The following is a 19,076-nucleotide window of genomic DNA, read 5'->3' as shown; positions in this document are numbered from 1 at the left end:
CAAAATAGCATATCTTTCTCGCCGTCGGCGACATTAATAAAACTCTTCCAGCACGTCCAGCGCGTCCGCCAGCTTCTTGACCCCGAACACCTGCATGTTGGCCGGCGGCTTCTTCGGCATGTTGCCGTGCGGCACGATGGCACGCTTGAAGCCGTGCTTGGCCGCTTCGGAGATGCGCTCCTGGCCGCTCGGCACCGGGCGAATCTCCCCCGCCAACCCCACTTCGCCGAACACCACCAGATCGTTCGGCAGCGGCCGATCGCGCAGGCTTGAAACCAGCGACATCAGCAGCGCCAGATCGGCGCTGGTCTCGCTGACCTTTACCCCGCCGACCACGTTGACGAACACGTCCTGATCCGACATCTGCAGCCCGCCGTGCCGGTGCAGCACCGCCAGCAGGATCGCCAACCGGTTCTGCTCCAGGCCCACCGCCACGCGGCGCGGGTTGGACATCATCGAGTGATCCACCAGCGCCTGGATCTCCACCAGCAGCGGCCGGGTACCTTCCCACACCACCATCACCGAGCTGCCGGAGGTGACTTCGTCGCCGCGGCTAAGGAAGATCGCCGAAGGGTTGCTGACTTCGCGCAGCCCCTGTTCGGTCATGGCAAACACGCCCAGCTCGTTGACCGCGCCGAAGCGGTTCTTGTGACTGCGCAGGGTGCGGAAGCGGGAATCGGCGTCGCCATCCAGCAGCACCGAACAGTCGATACAGTGTTCCAGCACTTTCGGCCCGGCCAGCGAGCCGTCTTTGGTGACGTGGCCGACCATGACGATCGCCACGCCGCGCGTCTTGGCGAAGCGCGTCAGATAGGCGGCGGTTTCCCGCACCTGCGCCACGCTGCCCGGCGAAGACTGAATGTCCGCCATGTGCATCACCTGGATCGAGTCGATCACCATCAGCTTCGGCTGCTCCTGCTCGGCGATCAGGCAGATCTGCTCGATGCTGGTTTCCGACAGCATGTTCAGGCCGCCGGTCGGCAGCCCCAGACGGTGAGCGCGCATCGCCACCTGCTGCAGCGACTCCTCGCCGGTGACGTACAGGGTTTTCATCTGTTCGGACAGTTTGCACAGCACCTGCAGCAACAGGGTGCTCTTGCCGGCGCCGGGGTTGCCGCCGATCAGAATGGCGCTGCCGGGCACCACGCCGCCGCCCAGCACGCGGTCGAACTCGAGAAAGCCGGTGGTGAAGCGCGGCAGCGCCTCAAGGCTGATTTCCGACAGCTTCTGTACCTTGCTGACGCCGGCGTCGCCGGCATAACCGCTGAGGCGATCGTTGCGCGCCGCTGCGGGCGACGCGGCCAAACGCACTTCCGTGATGGTGTTCCAGGCATGACAGGCGCTGCACTGCCCCTGCCAACGCGGATAGTCCGCCCCGCACTCATTGCACACAAATGCCCGTTTTGCCGCTTTTGCCACGTCTTACCTCAATCTTTCGTTATCGCACTTCGTGTTTCAGGCTGCCGGTGAGAATACACAGCACGCCCATCAGATCCGCATGCCGGATCGCCACCTGCGCTTTTTCATACACTTTCGGTTTGGCGTGGTAGGCGATGCCCAACCCCGCCGCCTGCATCATTTTCAAATCGTTGGCGCCGTCGCCGATGGCCACGGTCTGCGCCAGCGGGATCTCAAGCTTTTCCGCCAGCCGCAGCAGCGTGTCGGCTTTGAACTGTGCGTCCACCACCGGCCCCAGCACTTCGCCGGTCAGCTTGCCGTCGCGGATCTCCAGCTCATTGGCCGCTGCCGCCACCAGCCGCAGCCGGTTGCGCAGGTATTCGGCATAGTAGGTGAAGCCGCCGGAGGCGATCGCCACATGCCAGCCCATCGCCTGCAGCTTGCCCACCAGGCTGGTCAGCCCCGGCATCAGCGGCAGCTCGTCGCGCACCTGCTTGAGGATGTTGGCGTCGGCCCCTTTCAGCGTGCCGACGCGCTGGCGCAGGCTGGCGGTAAAGTCCAGCTCGCCGCGCATCGCGCGCTCGGTGACTTCCGCCACCTGCTCGCCGACGCCCGCCAGCTTGGCGATCTCGTCGATGCACTCGATCTCGATCGCCGTCGAATCCATGTCCATCACCAGCAGCCCCGGCGTGCGCAGGTGTGGGATCTTGCCGAGCGGCGCCACGTCCAGCCCGCTCTCCGCCGCCAACAGCTTGGCGCGCGGCGTCAACGTGCCCGCCAACCGCACCACCTGATAGTCGTCCACGCCCCAGGCGGTGACGATCACCATCGCCGCGCCGAGCTTACGTTGGAATTGCGTAATGCGCGCCTTGTCCAGCTTTCTGCCGTATAACAGCCACCCGGTATTGCCCGCCCGGTAGTCCAGCGGCATCACTTCGTCGCCGCTGAGCGAAAGGGGAAGACCCGGCCATTGAGAGATCTCCGCCGGAAGATCGCAATAGGTCAGACTGTTTGACATCATTGACTCCTGAATGGACAAAAACGCTGCATGATAAAACGACGCATCAAGCTATCCTATCGCCAGCGGTTCTGGCAACATAAAGTGTCCCCGATGCCCAAGGAACCTGCATGGCTCGCGCTAAACTGAAATTTCGCCTGCACCGCACCGCTATTATCCTGATTTGCCTGGCTTTGCTGGTGCTGCTGATGCAGGGCGCCTCTTATTTTAGCCTGAGTCACCAAATGGCGCGATCCGAGCAGGTTGAAGAACTGGCGCAGACGCTGACCAAACAGGTCGCCTACAGCCTGGCGCCGCTGCTGGACGACGACGGCAACACCCCGCGCATCGACGCCATCCTCAAGCAGCTCACCGATCACAGCCGCATTCTCGACGTCAGCGTGTATCAGTTGGACGGCACGCTGGTCTCCCACGCCGGGGAACAGATAAGTATACGCGATCGCCTGTCGCTCGACGGCAAACGCGCCGGCAGTTACTTCAACCACCAGTTGGTCGAATCCATTCAGGGCAAAGACGGCCCGATCGGCTTTATCCGCATCACCCTCGACACCCACGTGTTGGCGACCGAATCCAAGCAGGTGGACAACACCACCAACCTGCTGCGCCTGATGATCCTGCTGGCGCTGGCGATCGGCATCATTCTGGCGCGCACCCTGCTGCAACACCGCCGCAGCCGCTGGCAGCAGTCGCCGTACCTGTTGACCGCCAACACGCCGTTGGCAGAAGGCAATACGGTGGAAGACGACGAAGAGGATGCGCCGGAGAAAAAACAGGAAGCGCCGAAGCAGGGGTAACTCAGGCCAGGCGCTGAATGCGCTCGTGCCGTTTTCTTGTCCTTTCGGTGAATAGATTGTCCGTAACAACGGGATCCACAACCAATTGAAAGGTAAAGCGTTAGCCAAAACTGGCCAAGCGGAATGAATAGATTGACGGGCGGGCGCCATGATGACGCCCGCCGGGGTATTACGCTTTGTCGCCCAGCAGCACGGATTCCAGCGCGATAACGATCATTTCGTTAAAGGTGGTCTGGCGTTCCGCCGCCGTGGTCGCTTCGTGACGCAGGATGTGGTCGGACACGGTGCAGATGGTCAGCGCCTTGCAGCCGAACTCTTCGTACAGCTCCGCCGCCACGCCGTAGATGCCGGCCGCTTCCATTTCCACGCCCAGGATGCCGTACTTCTTCATCACCTGGAACATGTCCGGATCCGGCGTGTAGAACAGATCGGCGGAGAAGATGTTGCCCACGCGCGCCGGGATGCCCTGCGCCGCCGCCGCGTCGACCGCGTTGCGCACCATGTCGAAGTCGGCGATCGCCGCGTAGTCGTTGTCCTTGAAGCGCAGACGGTTCACCTTGGAGTCGGTGCACGCGCCCATGCCGATCACCACGTCACGCAGTTTGATATCGTCACGCACCGCGCCGCAGGAGCCCACGCGAATGATCTTCTTCACGCCGAATTCGGCGATCAGCTCGCGCGCATAGATGGAGCAGGACGGGATGCCCATGCCGTGGCCCATTACGGAGATGCGGCGGCCTTTGTAGGTGCCGGTGAAGCCCAACATGCCGCGCACGTTGTTCACTTCCACCGCGCCTTCCAGGAAGGTTTCGGCGATGTATTTTGCACGCAGCGGATCGCCCGGCATCAGTACTACGTCAGCGAAATCACCCATCTCAGCATTAATGTGCGGCGTAGCCATAATTTTCTTCCTTTAGAAATCTTATTTAATAAAAACGTCAAACATCTGAGCCTTGAATGTCGAGTTGCAGCCAGGCAGCTAGCGGGTGAATCCCCAGGAGCTTACTTGAGTAAGTGACTGGGGTTCACGCGTGAAGCTAACAACGCTGAGGCTTGAAAGACAGGGCTTAGAACATGCTCTTACCGTAATCCATCGGCGACAGGCCAAAATAATTGGCGACGGTCTGGCCGATGTCGGCAAAGGTCTCGCGGTGGCCCAGCGAGCCCGGCTTCACTTTCGGGCCGTAAACCAGCACCGGGATGTGTTCGCGGGTGTGGTCGGTGCCCGGCCAGGTCGGGTCGCAGCCGTGGTCGGCGGTGAAGATGATGATGTCTTCGTCTTTCACCAGCTTCAGCAGCTCCGGCAGGCGGCGGTCGAACAGCTCCAGCGCGGCAGCGTAGCCCGCCACGTCGCGGCGGTGGCCATAGGAGGAGTCAAAGTCCACGAAGTTGGTGAACACGATGGTGTTGTCGCCGGCCTTTTCCATTTCGATCAGGGTCGCGTCGAACAGCGCGTCGATGCCGGTCGCCTTCACCTTCTTGGTGATGCCGACGTTGGCGTAGATGTCGGCGATTTTACCGATCGACACCACTTCGCCGCCCTTCTCATCCACCAGCTTTTTCAGCACGGTCGGCGCCGGCGGCTCTACCGCCAGATCGTGGCGGTTGCCGGTGCGCTGGAAGTGGCCCGGCTTATCGCCGACGAACGGACGCGCGATCACGCGGCCGATGTTGTAGCCGCCTTCGGTCAGCTCTTCACGCGCAATTTCGCACAGCTCATACAGGCGATCCAGGCCGAAGGTTTCTTCATGGCAGGCGATCTGGAACACCGAGTCGGCGGAGGTGTAGAAAATCGGCTTGCCGGTTTTCATGTGCTCTTCGCCCAGCTGATCGAGGATCACGGTGCCGGACGAGTGACAGTTGCCCAGGTAACCCGGCAGCTTGGCGCGCTCGACCAGCTTGTCCAGCAGTGCCTGCGGGAAGCTGTTGTGCTCGTCCGTGAAGTAGCCCCAGTCGAACAGCACCGGCACACCGGCGATTTCCCAGTGGCCCGACGGCGTGTCTTTACCGGAAGAGAGCTCGCTGGCGTAAGCGTAAGCGCCGATGATGTCGGCGTTGCGGTCCAGCCCCTGCGGGAAGTTGCCGGTGGACTCTTCAGCCGCTTTACCGAGGCCCAGACGGCTCAGGTTAGGCAGCGTCAGCGGGCCCTGGCGGCCCACGTTGGCCTCACCGCGCGCGCAAACCTCGGCGATGTGGCCCAGGGTGTCGGAACCCTGGTCGCCAAAACGTTCGGCGTCTTCGCTGGCGCCGATGCCGAAGGAGTCCAATACCATAATAAATGTGCGTTTCATCTGTGCTCTCCTGCGTGTTCTCACGCTTTGGACGGCCGCGAAAAAGCCGCGGCCGTTCCTGATTCTTGGGTTATTCCGTGATGCGCTTATACACCACCGGCGTCGCTTCCGGCGCCTTGTCGCTCAGCGTCATTGCGCTGCGCACCGCATCGGCCGCCTGCTGCCAGCTCTCTTCATCGTTGGCGTGGATCATCGCCAACGGCTGCTGGGCATCCACTTTATCGCCCAGGCGCGCCACCTCGGTCAGACCAACGCTGTAGTCGATGGCGTCGCTCGCCCGGCGACGGCCGCCGCCCAGCGAAACCACCGCCATGCCCAGCGCGCGGGTATCCATGGCGCTGATGATGCCCGGCTTTTCAGCATACACCGGCTTGCTCAGCGTTGCCGCCGGCAGATAGCTATCGTAGCGTTCGACGAAGTCTATCGGCCCCTGCTGCGCCGCCACCATGCGGCCAAACACCTCCGCCGCCTTGCCGTTGTCCAACACCGCCTGCAGTTTGGCACGCGCGTCGGCCTCGTCATGCGCCAGGCCGCCGGACAGCAGCATTTCCACGCACAGCGCCAGCGTCACTTCCAGCAGGCGCGGGTTGCGGTATTCGCCGGTCAGGAAGCGCACCGCTTCGCGCACTTCCACCGCGTTGCCGGCGCTGGAGGCCAGCACCTGGTTCATGTCGGTCAGCAGCGCGGTAGTCTTGCAGCCCGCGCCGTTGGCCACGCCGACGATCGCCTGCGCCAAATCTTGCGACAGGGCATAGGTCGGCATAAAGGCGCCGGAGCCGACCTTCACGTCCATTACCAGCGCATCCAGCCCTTCCGCCAGCTTCTTGGCCAGAATGGAGGCGGTGATCAGCGGGATCGAATCCACGGTAGCGGTAATGTCGCGGGTGGCGTAGAAACGTTTGTCCGCCGGCGCCAGCGAGCTGGTCTGGCCGATGATCGCCACGCCGACGTCCTGAATGATTTTGCGGAAGGCGTTATCGTCCGGGAAAATATTGAAGCCCGGAATGGCTTCCAGCTTGTCCAGCGTGCCGCCGGTATGCCCCAGGCCGCGGCCGGAGATCATCGGCACATAGCCGCCGCAGGCCGCCACCATCGGGCCAAGCATCAGCGAGGTCACGTCGCCCACGCCGCCGGTCGAATGCTTGTCGACAATCGGGCCGTTCAGCGCCAGACTCTTCCAATCCAGCACGGTGCCGGAATCGCGCATCGCCATGGTGAGCGCCACGCGCTCCGGCATGCTCATGTCATGGAAATAAATGGTCATCGCCAGCGCGGCGATCTGCCCTTCCGACACCACGTTGTCGCGAATGCCGTTGATGAAAAAGCGGATTTCCGCTTCGCTTAACGGCTGGCCGTCGCGTTTTTTACGAATAATTTCTTGAGCCAGGAACAAGGCATCCCCCTGTGTCGCCGAGAGTCGGTGCAGACGGGCGCGCCTGGCGCCCGCCAACGAAATCGATCAGTAGCCGCCGCCGGCGGTCTGGGTCTGGTGGCCCAGCGCGGTCAGCAAGCTGGCCAGCAGGCTGGAAGCGCCAAAGCGGAAATGCCGCGCATCGGCCCAGCCTTCGCCCAGAATACGATCGGCAAGTTGCAGATAATGCAGCGCATCCTCTGCGGTGCGCACGCCGCCGGCCGGCTTGAAGCCCACCGTCTTCGCCACGCCCAGATCGCGGATCACCGACATCATCAGCTCGGCGCTTTCCAGCGTGGCGTTGACCGGCACCTTGCCGGTGGAGGTCTTGATAAAGTCCGCCCCGGCCTTGATGGCGATTTCGGACGCCTTGCGGATCAGGTCGGCCTGCTTCAGCTCACCGGTTTCGATAATCACTTTCAGCAGCACGTTGGCCGCCTGACAAGCCTGCTTGCACTGTTTCACCAGCTCGAAGCCGACCTGTTCGTTGCCGGCGATCAGCGCGCGGTAAGGGAACACCACGTCCACTTCATCCGCGCCATAGGCGATGGCCGCGCGGGTTTCCGCCAGCGCGATGTCGATATCGTCGTTGCCATGCGGGAAGTTGGTCACGGTGGCGATACGGATATCCGGCGTGCCTTGCTCGCGCAGCGCCTTGCGCGCTACCGGAATAAAACGCGGATAGATGCAGATGGCCGCCGTGTGGCCGGCCGGGCTGTTGGCCTGACGACAGAGGGCGATCACTTTCTCGTCGGTGTCATCATCATTCAGCGTGGTTAAATCCATCAGGTTCAGCGCACGTTGCGCTGCTGCGGTTAATTCGGTCATAAAACTCTCCAACTGAGTACCTGGGTGTTGGCGAGCGGACTTGGTTCCATGAAGATAGCGCAGGGGAACGGCGTTCCCGCGGCGGCAACTGAGATCCTTCTCACCGCACATGGCCACCCGCCTTGCGGCCGGCCAGTAATAGCTATTTGAACACGAATGCCAAGGGCGATTCGCGTTCATCGTCACACTATATGAAATAGCACTGTAACAGACCGGAATTATATGTGAAGAGCATCACAAAATAACGCGATATCGTTCACAAATTCGCTAAAGAAGCGGCTGAAGATTGCGGGTGCGGCAAGCACCCGCGTTGCTTAGAGTATAGGCGGAGTCCCGCGATCGGTCGCGCCGTCGCGGGCTCCGGGATGGCTTACAGCGCCAGGAAGAAACCGGCGATGGTGGCGCTCATCAGGTTGGACAGCGTGCCCGCCGCCACGGCCTTCAGACCGAAGCGTGCGATGTCATGGCGACGGTTGGGCGCCATGCTCCCCAAACCGCCCAGCAGGATCGCCACCGAAGAGAGGTTGGCGAAACCGCACAGCGCAAAGGAGATGATCGCCTTGGTGTGCGTCGACAGCACCTGCAGGCCTTCCGCCGCCACCACGTCGTCCGGGCGCAGATAGGCGCCGAAGTTCATGTAGGCGACGAACTCGTTGACGATGATCTTCTGGCCGATAAACGAACCGGCGGTCATCGCTTCGCTCCACGGCACGCCGATCAGGAAGGCGATCGGTGAGAACACCCAACCGAGGATCAGTTCAAGCGACAGCTGCGGATAATCGAACCAGCCGCCGATACCGCCGAGAATGCCGTTAAGCAAGGCGATCAGCGCGATAAACGCCAACAGCATCGCACCGACGTTCAGCGCCAGCTGCATGCCGGAGGCTGCGCCGGAAGCCGCCGCGTCGATCACGTTGGCCGGACGCTCTTCTTCGGCGATCAGCTTCATCGCATCGTCTTTATCGTGGGTCTGCTCGGTTTCCGGCACCATCAGCTTGGCGAACAGCAGCCCGCCCGGCGCGGCCATGAAGGACGCGGCGATCAGGTATTCCAGCGGCACGCCCATCTGCGCGTACCCTGCCAGCACCGAACCGGCTACCGAGGCCAGGCCGCCGCACATCACGGCGAACAATTCTGACTGGCTCATGGTGGCAATATACGGGCGCACCACCAGCGGCGCTTCGGTCTGGCCAACGAAAATGTTGGCGGTCGCCGACAACGATTCGGTGCGCGAGGTGCCCAGCAGCTTGTGCAAGCCGCCGCCCAGCACGCGGATCACCAACTGCATGATGCCGAGGTAGTACAGCACCGCAATCAGCGAGGAGAAGAACACGATCACCGGCAGAACGCGCAGCGCGAACACGAAGCCGCCGCCGCCGAACACCTCGAACATCTTGTCGGACACCAGCCCGCCAAAAATGAACGAAATGCCCTGATTGCCGTAGGCGATAACGTTTGCCACACCGTTAGACATACTGCCGAGGATGCTGCGGCCCAGCGGCACATACAGTACCAGCGCGCCGATGCCGATCTGAATGATGAACGCCCACACGACGGTGCGCAGTTTGATGGCCCGGCGGTTGCTGGAGAGCAGCACCGCAATGGCGATCAGCACCGCCATGCCGACCAGACTCATGATGAGTTGCATGCAAAGTTTCCCTGTTGCAAAAAATAAAGTACATCCCTGCTCATGAAGAGAGGTCTGCTATTGGAGTGTTTCGGGGGGGATTATACTGAGCGAGGTCACCCTCGCACCGATTTATGTCACAAATGTATACAACGAGACGCAAATGAAAATCTTATAACGTGACGCAAGTCACGTTATAAACCCATCAATCCGGCATGGCGAACAGTGCCTGAGTATTGCGTTGCAGGTGGGCGGCGATCTCGTCGGCCGGTTCCGGCCGCAGCTCGCACAGCGTTTGAAACACCTCGGCGGCGCGTTCGGGGCGATTCGGCTGCCCCTGATAGCCGGCCAGCGGCATGTCCGGCGCATCGGTCTCCAGCAGCAGCGCCTCGAGCGGCAGCTGCGCCATCACGCCGCGCGTTTTTTGCGCCCGCTCATAGGTGATGGTGCCGCCCACGCCGATGTAATAGCCGAGGCGGATAAAGGCCTGCGCCTGCGACAGGCTGCCGGCGAAGCCGTGCACCACGCCGCGACGCGGCAACTGCATGCGCCGCAGCGCCGCGGCCAGCTGATCGTGGGTGCGACGCGAATGGAGGATCACCGGCAGGTCATGCTGTTTCGCCAGCCTCAGCTGGGCCAGCAGCACGCTTTGCTGGCGCTCGAACTGCGGGTTGTCCATATACAGATCGAGCCCGATCTCCCCCACTGCCACCAGCTTGCGCGGCCGTTCGGCCAGCAGCGTTGCCAGCTGCTCCAACTGCGGCTCATGATGCTGCGCGATATACAGCGGGTGCAGCCCCAGCGCGGCGAACAGCGGCGCGTGATCTTGCGCCAGCCGCAGCACCCGGGCAAAGCGATCGGCGGTGACCGTCGGGACGATGATGCGCTGCACGCCGGCGCTTGCCGCCCGCGTCAGGCTCTCGGCCTCATGCCCGGTAAAGGGCGGAAAATCGAAATGGCAGTGAGTATCGGTAAAGGCGTAACTCACAGCGCCCCCCCTTCACCCGGCGGCAAATCACCCGGCAGAATGATCTTCGGCGCCGCTACCGCGGCCTCCGGCTGCGCGCCCAGCTCGGACGGCATGACGATATCGGTCACGATCGGCGAAGGCATTCTGACGTTCTCCGGCTGGATCAGGCGGCGCGACAGCGCTTTTTTCACCTTCATGCCGTCCGGCTCCGGCTGCGCCATCCACTGGCCGACGGTGGCCAGGAAGTAACGGCCGCAGCGGCGCCCCAGGTGATAATCCTGATTGAGCGAACCCAGTCGGCTGCCCAACGCATTGCTGGCCAGCGGCTTCGGCGGAAAGATTTCGAAGATGCGCAGCTTGCCCGGCGGCTTCTCGATAAAGCGCTGGATGCGGTGATAGCTTTGCTCGTGATGCTGCAGGATGCGCACCATCTGCTGCAGGCTGCTGTCGCTCAGCCAGTGCTCCATGCGCTTCATCCACTGCGGGGTGTAGTACATCTGCGAGGGCACGGTGCGGATCACCACGATGGTGTCAGCGCCGCGACGATAGGCCTCTTCCACCGGGATCGCATCGCTGATGCCGCCGTCCTGATAGCTGACGCCGTCCAGTTCCACGCCCTGGCGATAAAAACCGGGAATGGCGCTGGACGCCTTGATGGCCGGCAGCCAGCGTTCGCGCTGCGCCGGCAGGTAGGTCGGCTCAAAGTCATCGCTGCGGCAGGCGCACAGCAGGAACTCGCGTCCGTCGGTAAGGTGCTGTTCCGCCACGTCCATCGCCAACGGCATCTGCGCCGCCGCCGTATCGACCAGCCAATCGAGATCGATCAGATGCCCGCCGCGCACGAAGCGCAGCGGATTAAAGAATTGGGCCGAGGTGGTGTAACGGGTGATCACCCGGCGCGCGTAGCCCATCTGCCCGCAGATGTACGCAGACAGATTCTGGGCGCCGGCCGATGTGCCGATCAGCAGATCGAAAGGGTTAAAGCCCGCACGCTGAAACTCGTCCAGCACGCCGGCGGTGAAAATGCCGCGCTGGCCGCCGCCTTCGCAGACCAGCGCCATCTTGCCTGGCCGAAAGGGTTTAGACGCCAGCGGTTCTATATTGCCGAGCGTGATGGGTATTCTGTATCCCAACTTGGCATCCTCAGTGAGACGTTTTCTCCGAGGATACCGCGTCTCGCTCTCTTCCGTAATCCTCTTGCAGTACGCCGGCGAGGAAATCGTTGCTGCCGGCCAGCCAGGCATAATCGCTGCCGGACCATTCTGCCCACGCCTGCCATACCTGGCCTTTCAGCTGTTTCCAGCGCCCGACGATGATGTCGCTGTTCATGGCCGGCCCTCCCCGACGTGAGAAAAGGAGTTAAGCTTTGTTACAGTTTACGGGAAAATGCCCGCCGGCTAAGGGCGACGGCGGCCGGTGAACAGGCTGACCAGGAACAGGATGATGCCGACAACGAACACGATTTTAGCCGCCCAGGCAGCGGTGCCCGCCAACGAACCGAACCCCAGCGCCGCAGCGATAAGCGCGATGACTAAAAAGATAATGCCCCAACGAAACATAAGCTTCTCCTTACCATTGTGAAAAAATTCGCTGCCATCTACCACCCCGACAACGGGACGTCGACGGCAAATCAGTTTCTTTTTTTGGTGTTACATGCCGGGCCGCCTTCACGGCCCGACAGATGCGGCTTGTTGTTGCTTGTTACGGGCGCCTGGCGGAATTACTGCTTGACCACCAGGTCGTTTTTCACGCTTTTCACGCCGTCGATAGCCTTGGCGATGCTTTCCGCACGCTCAGACTGCGCCTGCGTTTTCACCTCACCGGAAAGCTGCACCACACCATCGGTGGTTTCCACTTTCACATTGCGCGACGGCACGATGTCATCGGCCAGCAGCTTGGCTTTCAGCTCGCTGGTAGTGGCGGTGTCGCCGGCATACGATTTGATCGACTGGTTGGCTTCATCTTTCACGTGCAGCTTGTCGCTGACGGTCTTGACGCCTTCCACCTTACCGGCGACCGCGACCGCATGCTCCGCCTGCGCCTGGCTGCCGACGAACCCACTCAGGATCACGGTGCCTTTTTCGGTTTTCACCGAAATGTCGGAGCTTTTGATAGTCTTATCTTCCACCAACGCACTTTTAACTTTAGCCGTTATCGCGCTGTCATCCATGTAACCGTCAACTTTTTTCATGGAGCTATCGATTTTGGCACCGGCACTATCCGCGGCGTTAGACGCCTTGTTGAGCAGGCTGTCTTCGGCCAGCGCACTGCCGCTTACCAAAACAGAACCCAATACGACAGCCATCAGCGAGTGTGCAAATTTGGTCTTTTTCATCGATCTCTTCCTTTTGTTGGGGGCTCTCGACGCCAGAGCGCCGGAACCCTGCGGCCACCTTCACGCGGCCTTCTCGGTAAATACTTCATCATCGCTATACGATTAAGCGTTCACGACAGGAGTATTGCAACGGCCGTGCCAACTCAAAAAACACCTTAAAAATCAAAGAAAAAAATTCAGAAGTCGAATTTTTAGCCAAAAAACTGTCGTCTATTGGCGACAGGCTAAGTTACACAAAACTGAAATATAGCTATCTCATTGATATTTAAAGATACTAACTGTCTCCTATCGGCAACACATCAGAATAACTCACCAAACAAATAGCGTATTACAGTGATTTACTCTCAAGCAATGTGCGGACATCTCGTTAAAGATAGACCATCAGACGGAAAACGCAGGCCGTACGAACATCGCCTGGCGATATCGGTTCGCAGGATAAAATATGAGGAAGATTTATTAATTAGCGCAGTGAGGATAGGAGAAGCGTGCAGGGCGCACTGGGCGCCCTGCCGAGCGATCAGTGTTCGCGGGTTTTGCGGAAGGTCACGTCAGGATAGCGTTCCTGCGTCAGGTTGAGGTTCACCATGGTCGGCGCGATGTAGGACAGGTTATCCCCGCCGTCCAGCGCCAGGTTGATCTCGTTCTTGCGCTTGAACTCTTCGAACTTCTTCACGTCGTCGCACTCGACCCAGCGCGCGGTCGACACGTTGACCGATTCGTACAGCGCTTCCACGTTGTACTCGCTCTTCAAACGCGCCACCACCACGTCGAACTGCAGCACACCGACCGCGCCGACGATCAGATCGTTGTTGGCGATCGGACGGAACACCTGTACCGCGCCCTCTTCGGACAGCTGCACCAGCCCCTTCAGCAGCTGTTTCTGCTTCAGCGGGTCGCGCAGGCGAATACGGCGGAACAGCTCCGGCGCGAAGTTCGGAATACCGGTGAACTTCATGTCTTCACCCTGGGTGAAGGTATCGCCGATCTGAATGGTGCCGTGGTTGTGCAGGCCGATGATGTCGCCCGGGTAGGCTTCTTCCACGTGCGAACGGTCGCCGGCCATAAAGGTCAGCGCGTCGGAGATCACTACGTCTTTGCCGGTACGCACCTGGCGCAGCTTCATGCCCTTCTCGTAGCGGCCGGACACCACGCGCATAAAGGCCACGCGGTCGCGGTGTTTCGGATCCATGTTGGCCTGGATCTTGAAGACGAAACCGGTGAATTTCTCTTCCGCCGCCGTCACTTCGCGGGTGTCGGTTTTGCGCGGCATCGGCGCCGGCGCCCAGGCCACCAGGCCGTCCAGCATGTGATCCACGCCGAAGTTACCGAGTGCGGTACCGAAGAACACCGGGGTCAGCTCGCCGCTCAGGAAGGCCTCCTGATCGAACTCGTGGGAAGCGCCCTGCACCAGCTCCAGCTCATCGCGCAGCTGCGCCGCCAGATCTTCGCCCACCGCCGCATCCAGCTCCGGGTTGTCCAGGCCTTTGACGATGCGCACTTCCTGGATGGTGTGGCCTTTACCGGTCTGATACAGGTAGGTTTCATCCTTGTACAGGTGGTAAACGCCCTTGAACAGCTTGCCGCAGCCGATCGGCCAGGTGATAGGCGAGCAGGCGATCTTCAGTTCGCGCTCGACTTCATCCATCACTTCCATCGGATCGCGGATGTCGCGGTCCAGTTTGTTCATGAAGGTCAGGATCGGCGTGTCGCGCAGACGGGTGACTTCCATCAGCTTACGGGTACGATCCTCAACGCCCTTGGCGGCGTCGATCACCATCAGACAGCAGTCGACGGCGGTCAGGGTACGGTAAGTATCTTCGGAGAAGTCTTCGTGCCCCGGGGTATCCAGCAGGTTAACCAGGCTGTCGCGGTACGGGAACTGCATCACGGAGGTGGTGATCGAGATCCCACGCTGCTTTTCCATTTCCATCCAGTCGGATTTGGCGTGCTGGCTGGAGCCACGGCCTTTTACCGTACCGGCGGTCTGGATCGCCTGTCCGAACAGCAGCACTTTTTCGGTAATGGTGGTTTTACCGGCATCGGGGTGCGAGATGATGGCGAAAGTTCTTCTTTTGGAGACTTCGCGGGCAAATTCACTAGGAGACATGGTTTTCAGGTTCTACGGTTAGTCCGCCCTGCGACATCATCAGAACGCGCCGATCGCGGCGCCGGGCAAAGCGGTGAATAAAAGATAACAGCCGGGCATTTTCGCCGATTTGCCAACCGGTGACAATCAATGCTTTTACCGGCCGGGCGGATTACGCCAGCGGCAGCGCCATCACGATCGCGTCTTCGCGGCCGTGGGCGCTCGGGTAATAATTGCGGCGCACGGTGACCTCGTTGAAACCGAGATCTTCATACAGTGCGATCGCCGCCTGGTTGGAGGCGCGCACCTCCAGCCACAGCGTCACCACGCCACGGCTCTCCAGCTGTTCGATCACCGCGTTGAGCAGCAGGCGGCCAAAGCCCCGGCGCTGCCACCGCGGATGAATGGCGATGTTGAACAGCGTGGCTTCGTCCAGCACGATCTGCGTGATGGCGAATCCCGCCATTTCCCCTTCGGCGTTCAGCTTCAGGTTAAGGTAGCGATCGCCCTGATTGCTGGCGAAGGTGGTTTCCGTCCAGGGGAAAGCGTGGCTGGCTTGCTCAATGGTGAAGGCCGTGGCCAGGTCGGCCGCCGTCAGGGTAGAAATCGTGTTCATGATGACTAATCTGCTGCCAGAGGGCGCGTTTGGCCCCCGCGTCTTGGGAAAGCTCGGCCAGCGCCGGGCTGTATAGCTGCGCACCGGCGACCGCAAGCGGTTCCGCCACGCCCAGCCGCCAACTGTTGCATGCGGTCTCTTCAGGCAGCATCGCCGCCTGTTCCGGCGTCAGGCTGTAGGTTTGCGCCGGCGTCAGCCCCAGGCTGAGCAGCACGTCGCAAAACAGCGGATCGTCGGACGCGGGCAGCGTCTGCGCCACCACCAGCAGGCGCGCCTCGGGCGGCAGACTGACCGCCACTTCGCCCTGCAACACGCTCGGGCGGCGCAATGTCCACTGCGTAATACCCAGTTGTTGTAACAGCCAGTCGCGTTTTGATGCCATGCCGATTCCTACCCGTTGTGGTGCGCCATGCCTGCCATGCGCCGCGCTATGCTAACAAACCCGCGCAGCCCGCGCCAACAAACCCGTCGAACATATCGCCACAAAGCTCTATAATCCCCGGTCTCATTTCCAGGAGCCAATATCTGATGTCTGCATTAACCCCCGCCAGTGAAGTCATGCTGCGCCAGAGTGATGAATTTATCGAACGCCGCGTGCTGTTTGCCGGCGACCTGCAGGACAGCCTGCCGGCCCAATTCGAGGCCGCGGACGTGCGCGTCCACACTCAGCAATACCATCACTGGCAGTTACTGAACCGGACGATGGGCGATAACGTGCAGTTCGGTTTGACCATCGATCCCGCTTTCGTCGCCAACTGCGATACGCTGGTTTACTACTGGCCGAAGAGCAAGCAGGAAGCGCAATTCCAGCTGTGCAACATCCTGGCGCTGCTGCCGGTGGGCGTAGACGTGTTCGTGGTCGGTGAAAACCGCAGCGGCGTGCGCAGCGCCGAGCCAACGCTGGAAGGCCACGTTGCGCTGGTGAAAATCGACAGCGCGCGCCGCTGCGGCCTGTATCACGGCCGTCTGGACGCGCAGACCGAATTCGACCTGAACGACTGGTGGGACAGCTATCAGCTGCACGATCTGGAAGTGAAAACGCTGCCGGGCGTGTTCAGCCGCGACGGCCTGGACGTCGGCAGCTCGCTGCTGCTGTCGACGCTGGAAAAACACATGAAAGGCAAGGTGCTGGACATCGGCTGCGGCGCCGGCGTGATGGCCTCGGTGATGGCCAAGCTGTCGCCGAAGGTGAAACTGACCCTCAGCGACGTCAACGCCGCCGCGGTGGAATCCAGCCGCGCGACGCTGGCCGCCAACGGCATCGAAGGCGAAGTGATCGTCAGCAACGTTTACTCCGACATCACCGGCCGTTTCGACATGATCATCTCCAACCCGCCGTTCCACGACGGGCTGCAGACCAGCCTGACCGCCGCCGAAACCCTGATCCGCGGCGCGGTGAAACACCTGCCGATCGGCGGCCAGCTGCGCATCGTCGCCAACGCCTTCCTGCCGTACCCGGACATTCTGGACGCCACCTTCGGCAGCCACGAAGTGCTGGCGCAGAACGGCCGCTTCAAAGTGTATCAGGCCACCGTCGGCCGCCTACCGCGCGCGCCGAAGAAGAAATAATTCGCCGTTGGCGGAAAACGACAGAGCGCGGCCTGAGGCCGCGCTTTTTTTTAGCCGTTGATATAGGCCATCGACTCGGCGCCGTAGCGATCGCCGGCCGCTGCACTCAGCGGAAACACCGCTTCGATCGCCGCCAGTTCGGCCGCGCTCAGCGTTATCTCCGCCGCCGCGACGTTCTCTTCCAGATAGCGACGGCGTTTGGTGCCGGGGATCGGCACGATGTGCTCGCCCTGCGCCAACACCCAGGCCAGCGCCAGCTGTGAAGGCTTGACGCCCTTCTGCGCCGCCAGCTCACCCACCTTCTCCACCAGCGCCAGGTTGCGGGCGAAGTTTTCGCCCTGGAAGCGCGGGTTGCCGCGGCGGAAATCGTCCTCGGCCAGATCCTCCGGCCGCCGGATAGCGCCGGTAAGGAAACCGCGCCCTAACGGGCTGTAAGGCACAAAGCCGATCCCCAGGCGCTCACAGGCGGCCAGCACGCCCTGTTCAGCATCGCGCGTCCACAGCGAATACTCGGTCTGCAACGCCGTGATCGGATGCACTTTGTGCGCCCGCTCCAGCGTGGCGACCGACGCCTCGCTCAGGCCGATATAGCGGATCTTGCCTTCGCGGATCAGATCCGCCATCGTGCCCACGACGTCTTCGATCGGCACCTGCGGATCGACCCGATGCTGATAATAAAGATCGATCTCCTCTACGCCCAAGCGCCGCAGGCTGCCTTCCACCGAGCGCCGAATATACTCGGGCCGGCTGCTGACGCCGCGCGCCGAAGGATCCGCCGGATCGCGCAGGATGCCGAACTTGGTGGCCAGGAACACCTGTTGCCGTTTGCCCTTGATCGCTTCCCCCACCAACTCCTCGTTGGTGTGCGGGCCATACATGTCGGCGGTGTCGAGCAGCGTGACGCCCAGCTCCAGCGCCCGGTGCAGCGTGGCGATGGCCTCCTGCCGATCGGCGCCGGTGGAGTAGAAGTCGCTCATGCCCATGCATCCCAGCCCCAGGGCGGAGACGACGGGACCGTGGGAACCCAGTTTACGTTGTTGCATTGTGCTGCCCTCATGCGATGAACGGATAACGCAGCAAAGTCTGGTTGTTTACACTACAAAGATAAATAATGCAGATCGCACATCACTGTTCAAAAATCACCAACAATCCGGAGTGGACATGGATCAGGTTCAAGCCATGCGCATTTTTACCCGCATCGTCGAACTGGGCAGCTTCAGCCGGGCCGCCGAGCGCCTGCAGCTGCCGCGTGCCACGGTCAGCAACGCGCTAAAGCGGCTGGAGCAGCGGCTGGGCGTGCGCCTGCTGATCCGCACCACCCGCCAGGTACAGGTGACCAGCGAAGGCAGCCTTTACTATCAACGCTGCGTACAGCTGTTGGGAGCGCTTGAGGAAGCGGACACGCTGTTCAGCCACCATAAGCTGCAGCCGTCCGGCAAGGTACGCATCGATATGCCCCATTCGCTGGCGCGCCAGATCGTCATTCCGGCGCTGGACGACTTTTACCGGCGCTATCCCGACATCACGCTGGCGCTGGGCGCCAACGACACCCACGTCGATCTGTTGCGCGAAGGCGTAGACTGCGTGCTGCGCGCCTGGGAAACCGAAGACGACAGCCTGGTGGCGCGGCGCATCGCCCAGCTGCCGCAGATCACCTGCGCTTCCCCCGCTTACCTGCAGGCCTGCGGCACGCCGCTCGACATCGATAGCCTGGCGCCGCACCGCGCGGTAGGGTATTTTTCCCTGGCCAGCAACCGCGATTATCCGCTGGAATTCTGCCGTGGCGGCAAGGTGGAACTGCGCGAACTCCCCGCCCGGCTGAGCGTCAGCGGCGCCGACGCCTACATCGCCGGCGCGCGTGCCGGCATGGGGTTGATTCAGGCGGCGCGCTATTCACTTGCTCCCTGGCTGGAACGGGGCGAACTGGTGGAAGTGTTGGCGGGCACGCCGCCTCCACCGATGCCGATTTACATCATGTATCCGCCCGGCCGTTTCCTGGCGCCACGGGTCAGGGTGTTGATTGATTGGCTGATTTGGCTGTTTGACCAGCAGAAAAGCGGCGATATGGCTGTTTTTCCAGCAAACGCCCGCAAAGCGGGGAAATAACTGTTGACGTGCCCGCCAAAATCTCTA

19 protein-coding genes are annotated in these 19,076 nt (G+C 61.5%); 3 read left to right on the top strand and 16 right to left on the bottom strand.

All coding sequences use genetic code 11. The features are described 5' to 3' along the window. Positions 1–33: 33 nt before the first annotated feature. Positions 34–1,419: a DNA repair protein RadA gene (gene radA, locus ACJ8QI_RS16050; protein ID WP_025159617.1), complete on the bottom strand. Its 1,386-nt coding sequence runs from the start codon at positions 1,417–1,419 to the stop codon at positions 34–36. A 19-nt stretch (positions 1,420–1,438) separates the two neighbouring features. After that, the gene (gene serB, locus ACJ8QI_RS16045; RefSeq protein WP_016929162.1) at positions 1,439–2,416 is read right to left on the bottom strand and encodes a phosphoserine phosphatase; all 978 of its coding nucleotides are present in this window, start codon (positions 2,414–2,416) and stop codon (positions 1,439–1,441) included. 110 nt (positions 2,417–2,526) lie between these two features. Between serB and ACJ8QI_RS16040 the strand changes: the two genes are divergently transcribed. Next, positions 2,527–3,210, top strand: a complete 684-nt coding sequence (locus ACJ8QI_RS16040; RefSeq protein ID WP_060422328.1) for a YtjB family periplasmic protein — start codon at positions 2,527–2,529, stop codon at positions 3,208–3,210. Positions 3,211–3,379: 169 nt separating this feature from the next. On the opposite strand, the gene deoD is transcribed toward ACJ8QI_RS16040, so the two are convergent. From deoD to ACJ8QI_RS15975, 13 genes are all read right to left on the bottom strand, one after another. Continuing rightward, positions 3,380–4,111: a purine-nucleoside phosphorylase gene (gene deoD, locus ACJ8QI_RS16035; protein WP_004933059.1), complete on the bottom strand. Its 732-nt coding sequence runs from the start codon at positions 4,109–4,111 to the stop codon at positions 3,380–3,382. A 166-nt stretch (positions 4,112–4,277) separates the two neighbouring features. Next, on the bottom strand, positions 4,278–5,501 hold the full coding sequence (gene deoB / locus ACJ8QI_RS16030; protein ID WP_049198074.1) for a phosphopentomutase: 1,224 nt from the start codon (positions 5,499–5,501) through the stop codon (positions 4,278–4,280). A 70-nt stretch (positions 5,502–5,571) separates the two neighbouring features. Further along, positions 5,572–6,894, bottom strand: coding sequence for a thymidine phosphorylase (gene deoA, locus ACJ8QI_RS16025; RefSeq protein WP_141957924.1), 1,323 nt, complete (start codon positions 6,892–6,894; stop codon positions 5,572–5,574). A gap of 66 nt (positions 6,895–6,960) precedes the next feature. Further along, entirely contained in the window at positions 6,961–7,740 is a 780-nt protein-coding gene (gene deoC, locus ACJ8QI_RS16020) for a deoxyribose-phosphate aldolase (protein WP_004933072.1), read from the bottom strand. A gap of 370 nt (positions 7,741–8,110) precedes the next feature. Further along, positions 8,111–9,388, bottom strand: a complete 1,278-nt coding sequence (locus tag ACJ8QI_RS16015) for a NupC/NupG family nucleoside CNT transporter (RefSeq protein WP_038630188.1) — start codon at positions 9,386–9,388, stop codon at positions 8,111–8,113. A 184-nt stretch (positions 9,389–9,572) separates the two neighbouring features. Further along, complete coding sequence (locus ACJ8QI_RS16010; protein WP_060422321.1) at positions 9,573–10,355, bottom strand: TatD family hydrolase; 783 nt, start codon at positions 10,353–10,355, stop codon at positions 9,573–9,575. Next, positions 10,352–11,470, bottom strand: coding sequence for a patatin-like phospholipase family protein (locus tag ACJ8QI_RS16005; protein ID WP_442532806.1), 1,119 nt, complete (start codon positions 11,468–11,470; stop codon positions 10,352–10,354). The genes ACJ8QI_RS16010 and ACJ8QI_RS16005 overlap by 4 nt, the downstream gene beginning before the upstream one ends. 10 nt (positions 11,471–11,480) lie before the next feature. After that, on the bottom strand, positions 11,481–11,666 hold the full coding sequence (locus ACJ8QI_RS16000; protein ID WP_060422311.1) for a CsbD family protein: 186 nt from the start codon (positions 11,664–11,666) through the stop codon (positions 11,481–11,483). A 68-nt stretch (positions 11,667–11,734) separates the two neighbouring features. After that, complete coding sequence (locus ACJ8QI_RS15995; protein ID WP_004857650.1) at positions 11,735–11,896, bottom strand: DUF1328 domain-containing protein; 162 nt, start codon at positions 11,894–11,896, stop codon at positions 11,735–11,737. A gap of 161 nt (positions 11,897–12,057) precedes the next feature. After that, positions 12,058–12,672, bottom strand: coding sequence for a molecular chaperone OsmY (osmY, locus tag ACJ8QI_RS15990; RefSeq protein WP_038878482.1), 615 nt, complete (start codon positions 12,670–12,672; stop codon positions 12,058–12,060). 517 nt (positions 12,673–13,189) lie between these two features. Then, on the bottom strand, positions 13,190–14,779 hold the full coding sequence (prfC, locus tag ACJ8QI_RS15985) for a peptide chain release factor 3 (RefSeq protein WP_038878480.1): 1,590 nt from the start codon (positions 14,777–14,779) through the stop codon (positions 13,190–13,192). A 151-nt stretch (positions 14,780–14,930) separates the two neighbouring features. Then, entirely contained in the window at positions 14,931–15,374 is a 444-nt protein-coding gene (gene rimI / locus ACJ8QI_RS15980) for a ribosomal protein S18-alanine N-acetyltransferase (protein WP_100396035.1), read from the bottom strand. Further along, on the bottom strand, positions 15,319–15,756 hold the full coding sequence (locus ACJ8QI_RS15975; RefSeq protein WP_442532805.1) for a DNA polymerase III subunit psi: 438 nt from the start codon (positions 15,754–15,756) through the stop codon (positions 15,319–15,321). Before ACJ8QI_RS15975 ends, rimI begins: the two co-directional genes overlap by 56 nt. Positions 15,757–15,902: 146 nt before the next feature. Between ACJ8QI_RS15975 and rsmC the strand changes: the two genes are divergently transcribed. Further along, positions 15,903–16,943 (top strand): 16S rRNA (guanine(1207)-N(2))-methyltransferase RsmC, encoded by a 1,041-nt coding sequence (rsmC, locus tag ACJ8QI_RS15970; RefSeq protein ID WP_442532804.1) that lies wholly within the window; start codon positions 15,903–15,905, stop codon positions 16,941–16,943. Positions 16,944–16,993: 50 nt separating this feature from the next. Here the strand turns inward: rsmC and ACJ8QI_RS15965 are convergent, their stop codons facing one another. Beyond that, complete coding sequence (locus tag ACJ8QI_RS15965; protein WP_206190206.1) at positions 16,994–17,986, bottom strand: aldo/keto reductase; 993 nt, start codon at positions 17,984–17,986, stop codon at positions 16,994–16,996. Positions 17,987–18,104: 118 nt separating this feature from the next. On the opposite strand from ACJ8QI_RS15965, the gene ACJ8QI_RS15960 reads away from it, so the two are divergent. After that, positions 18,105–19,049, top strand: coding sequence for a LysR family transcriptional regulator (locus ACJ8QI_RS15960; protein ID WP_194573090.1), 945 nt, complete (start codon positions 18,105–18,107; stop codon positions 19,047–19,049). Positions 19,050–19,076: the final 27 nt, after the last annotated feature.

Origin of the sequence: Serratia sp. CY84636 (assembly GCF_052166245.1) — a bacterium.
Lineage (GTDB): Bacteria > Pseudomonadota > Gammaproteobacteria > Enterobacterales > Enterobacteriaceae > Serratia > Serratia nevei.
The sequence above is the reverse complement of the archived record's forward strand: the minus strand, read 5'-3'. Positions and strand labels throughout refer to the sequence as shown.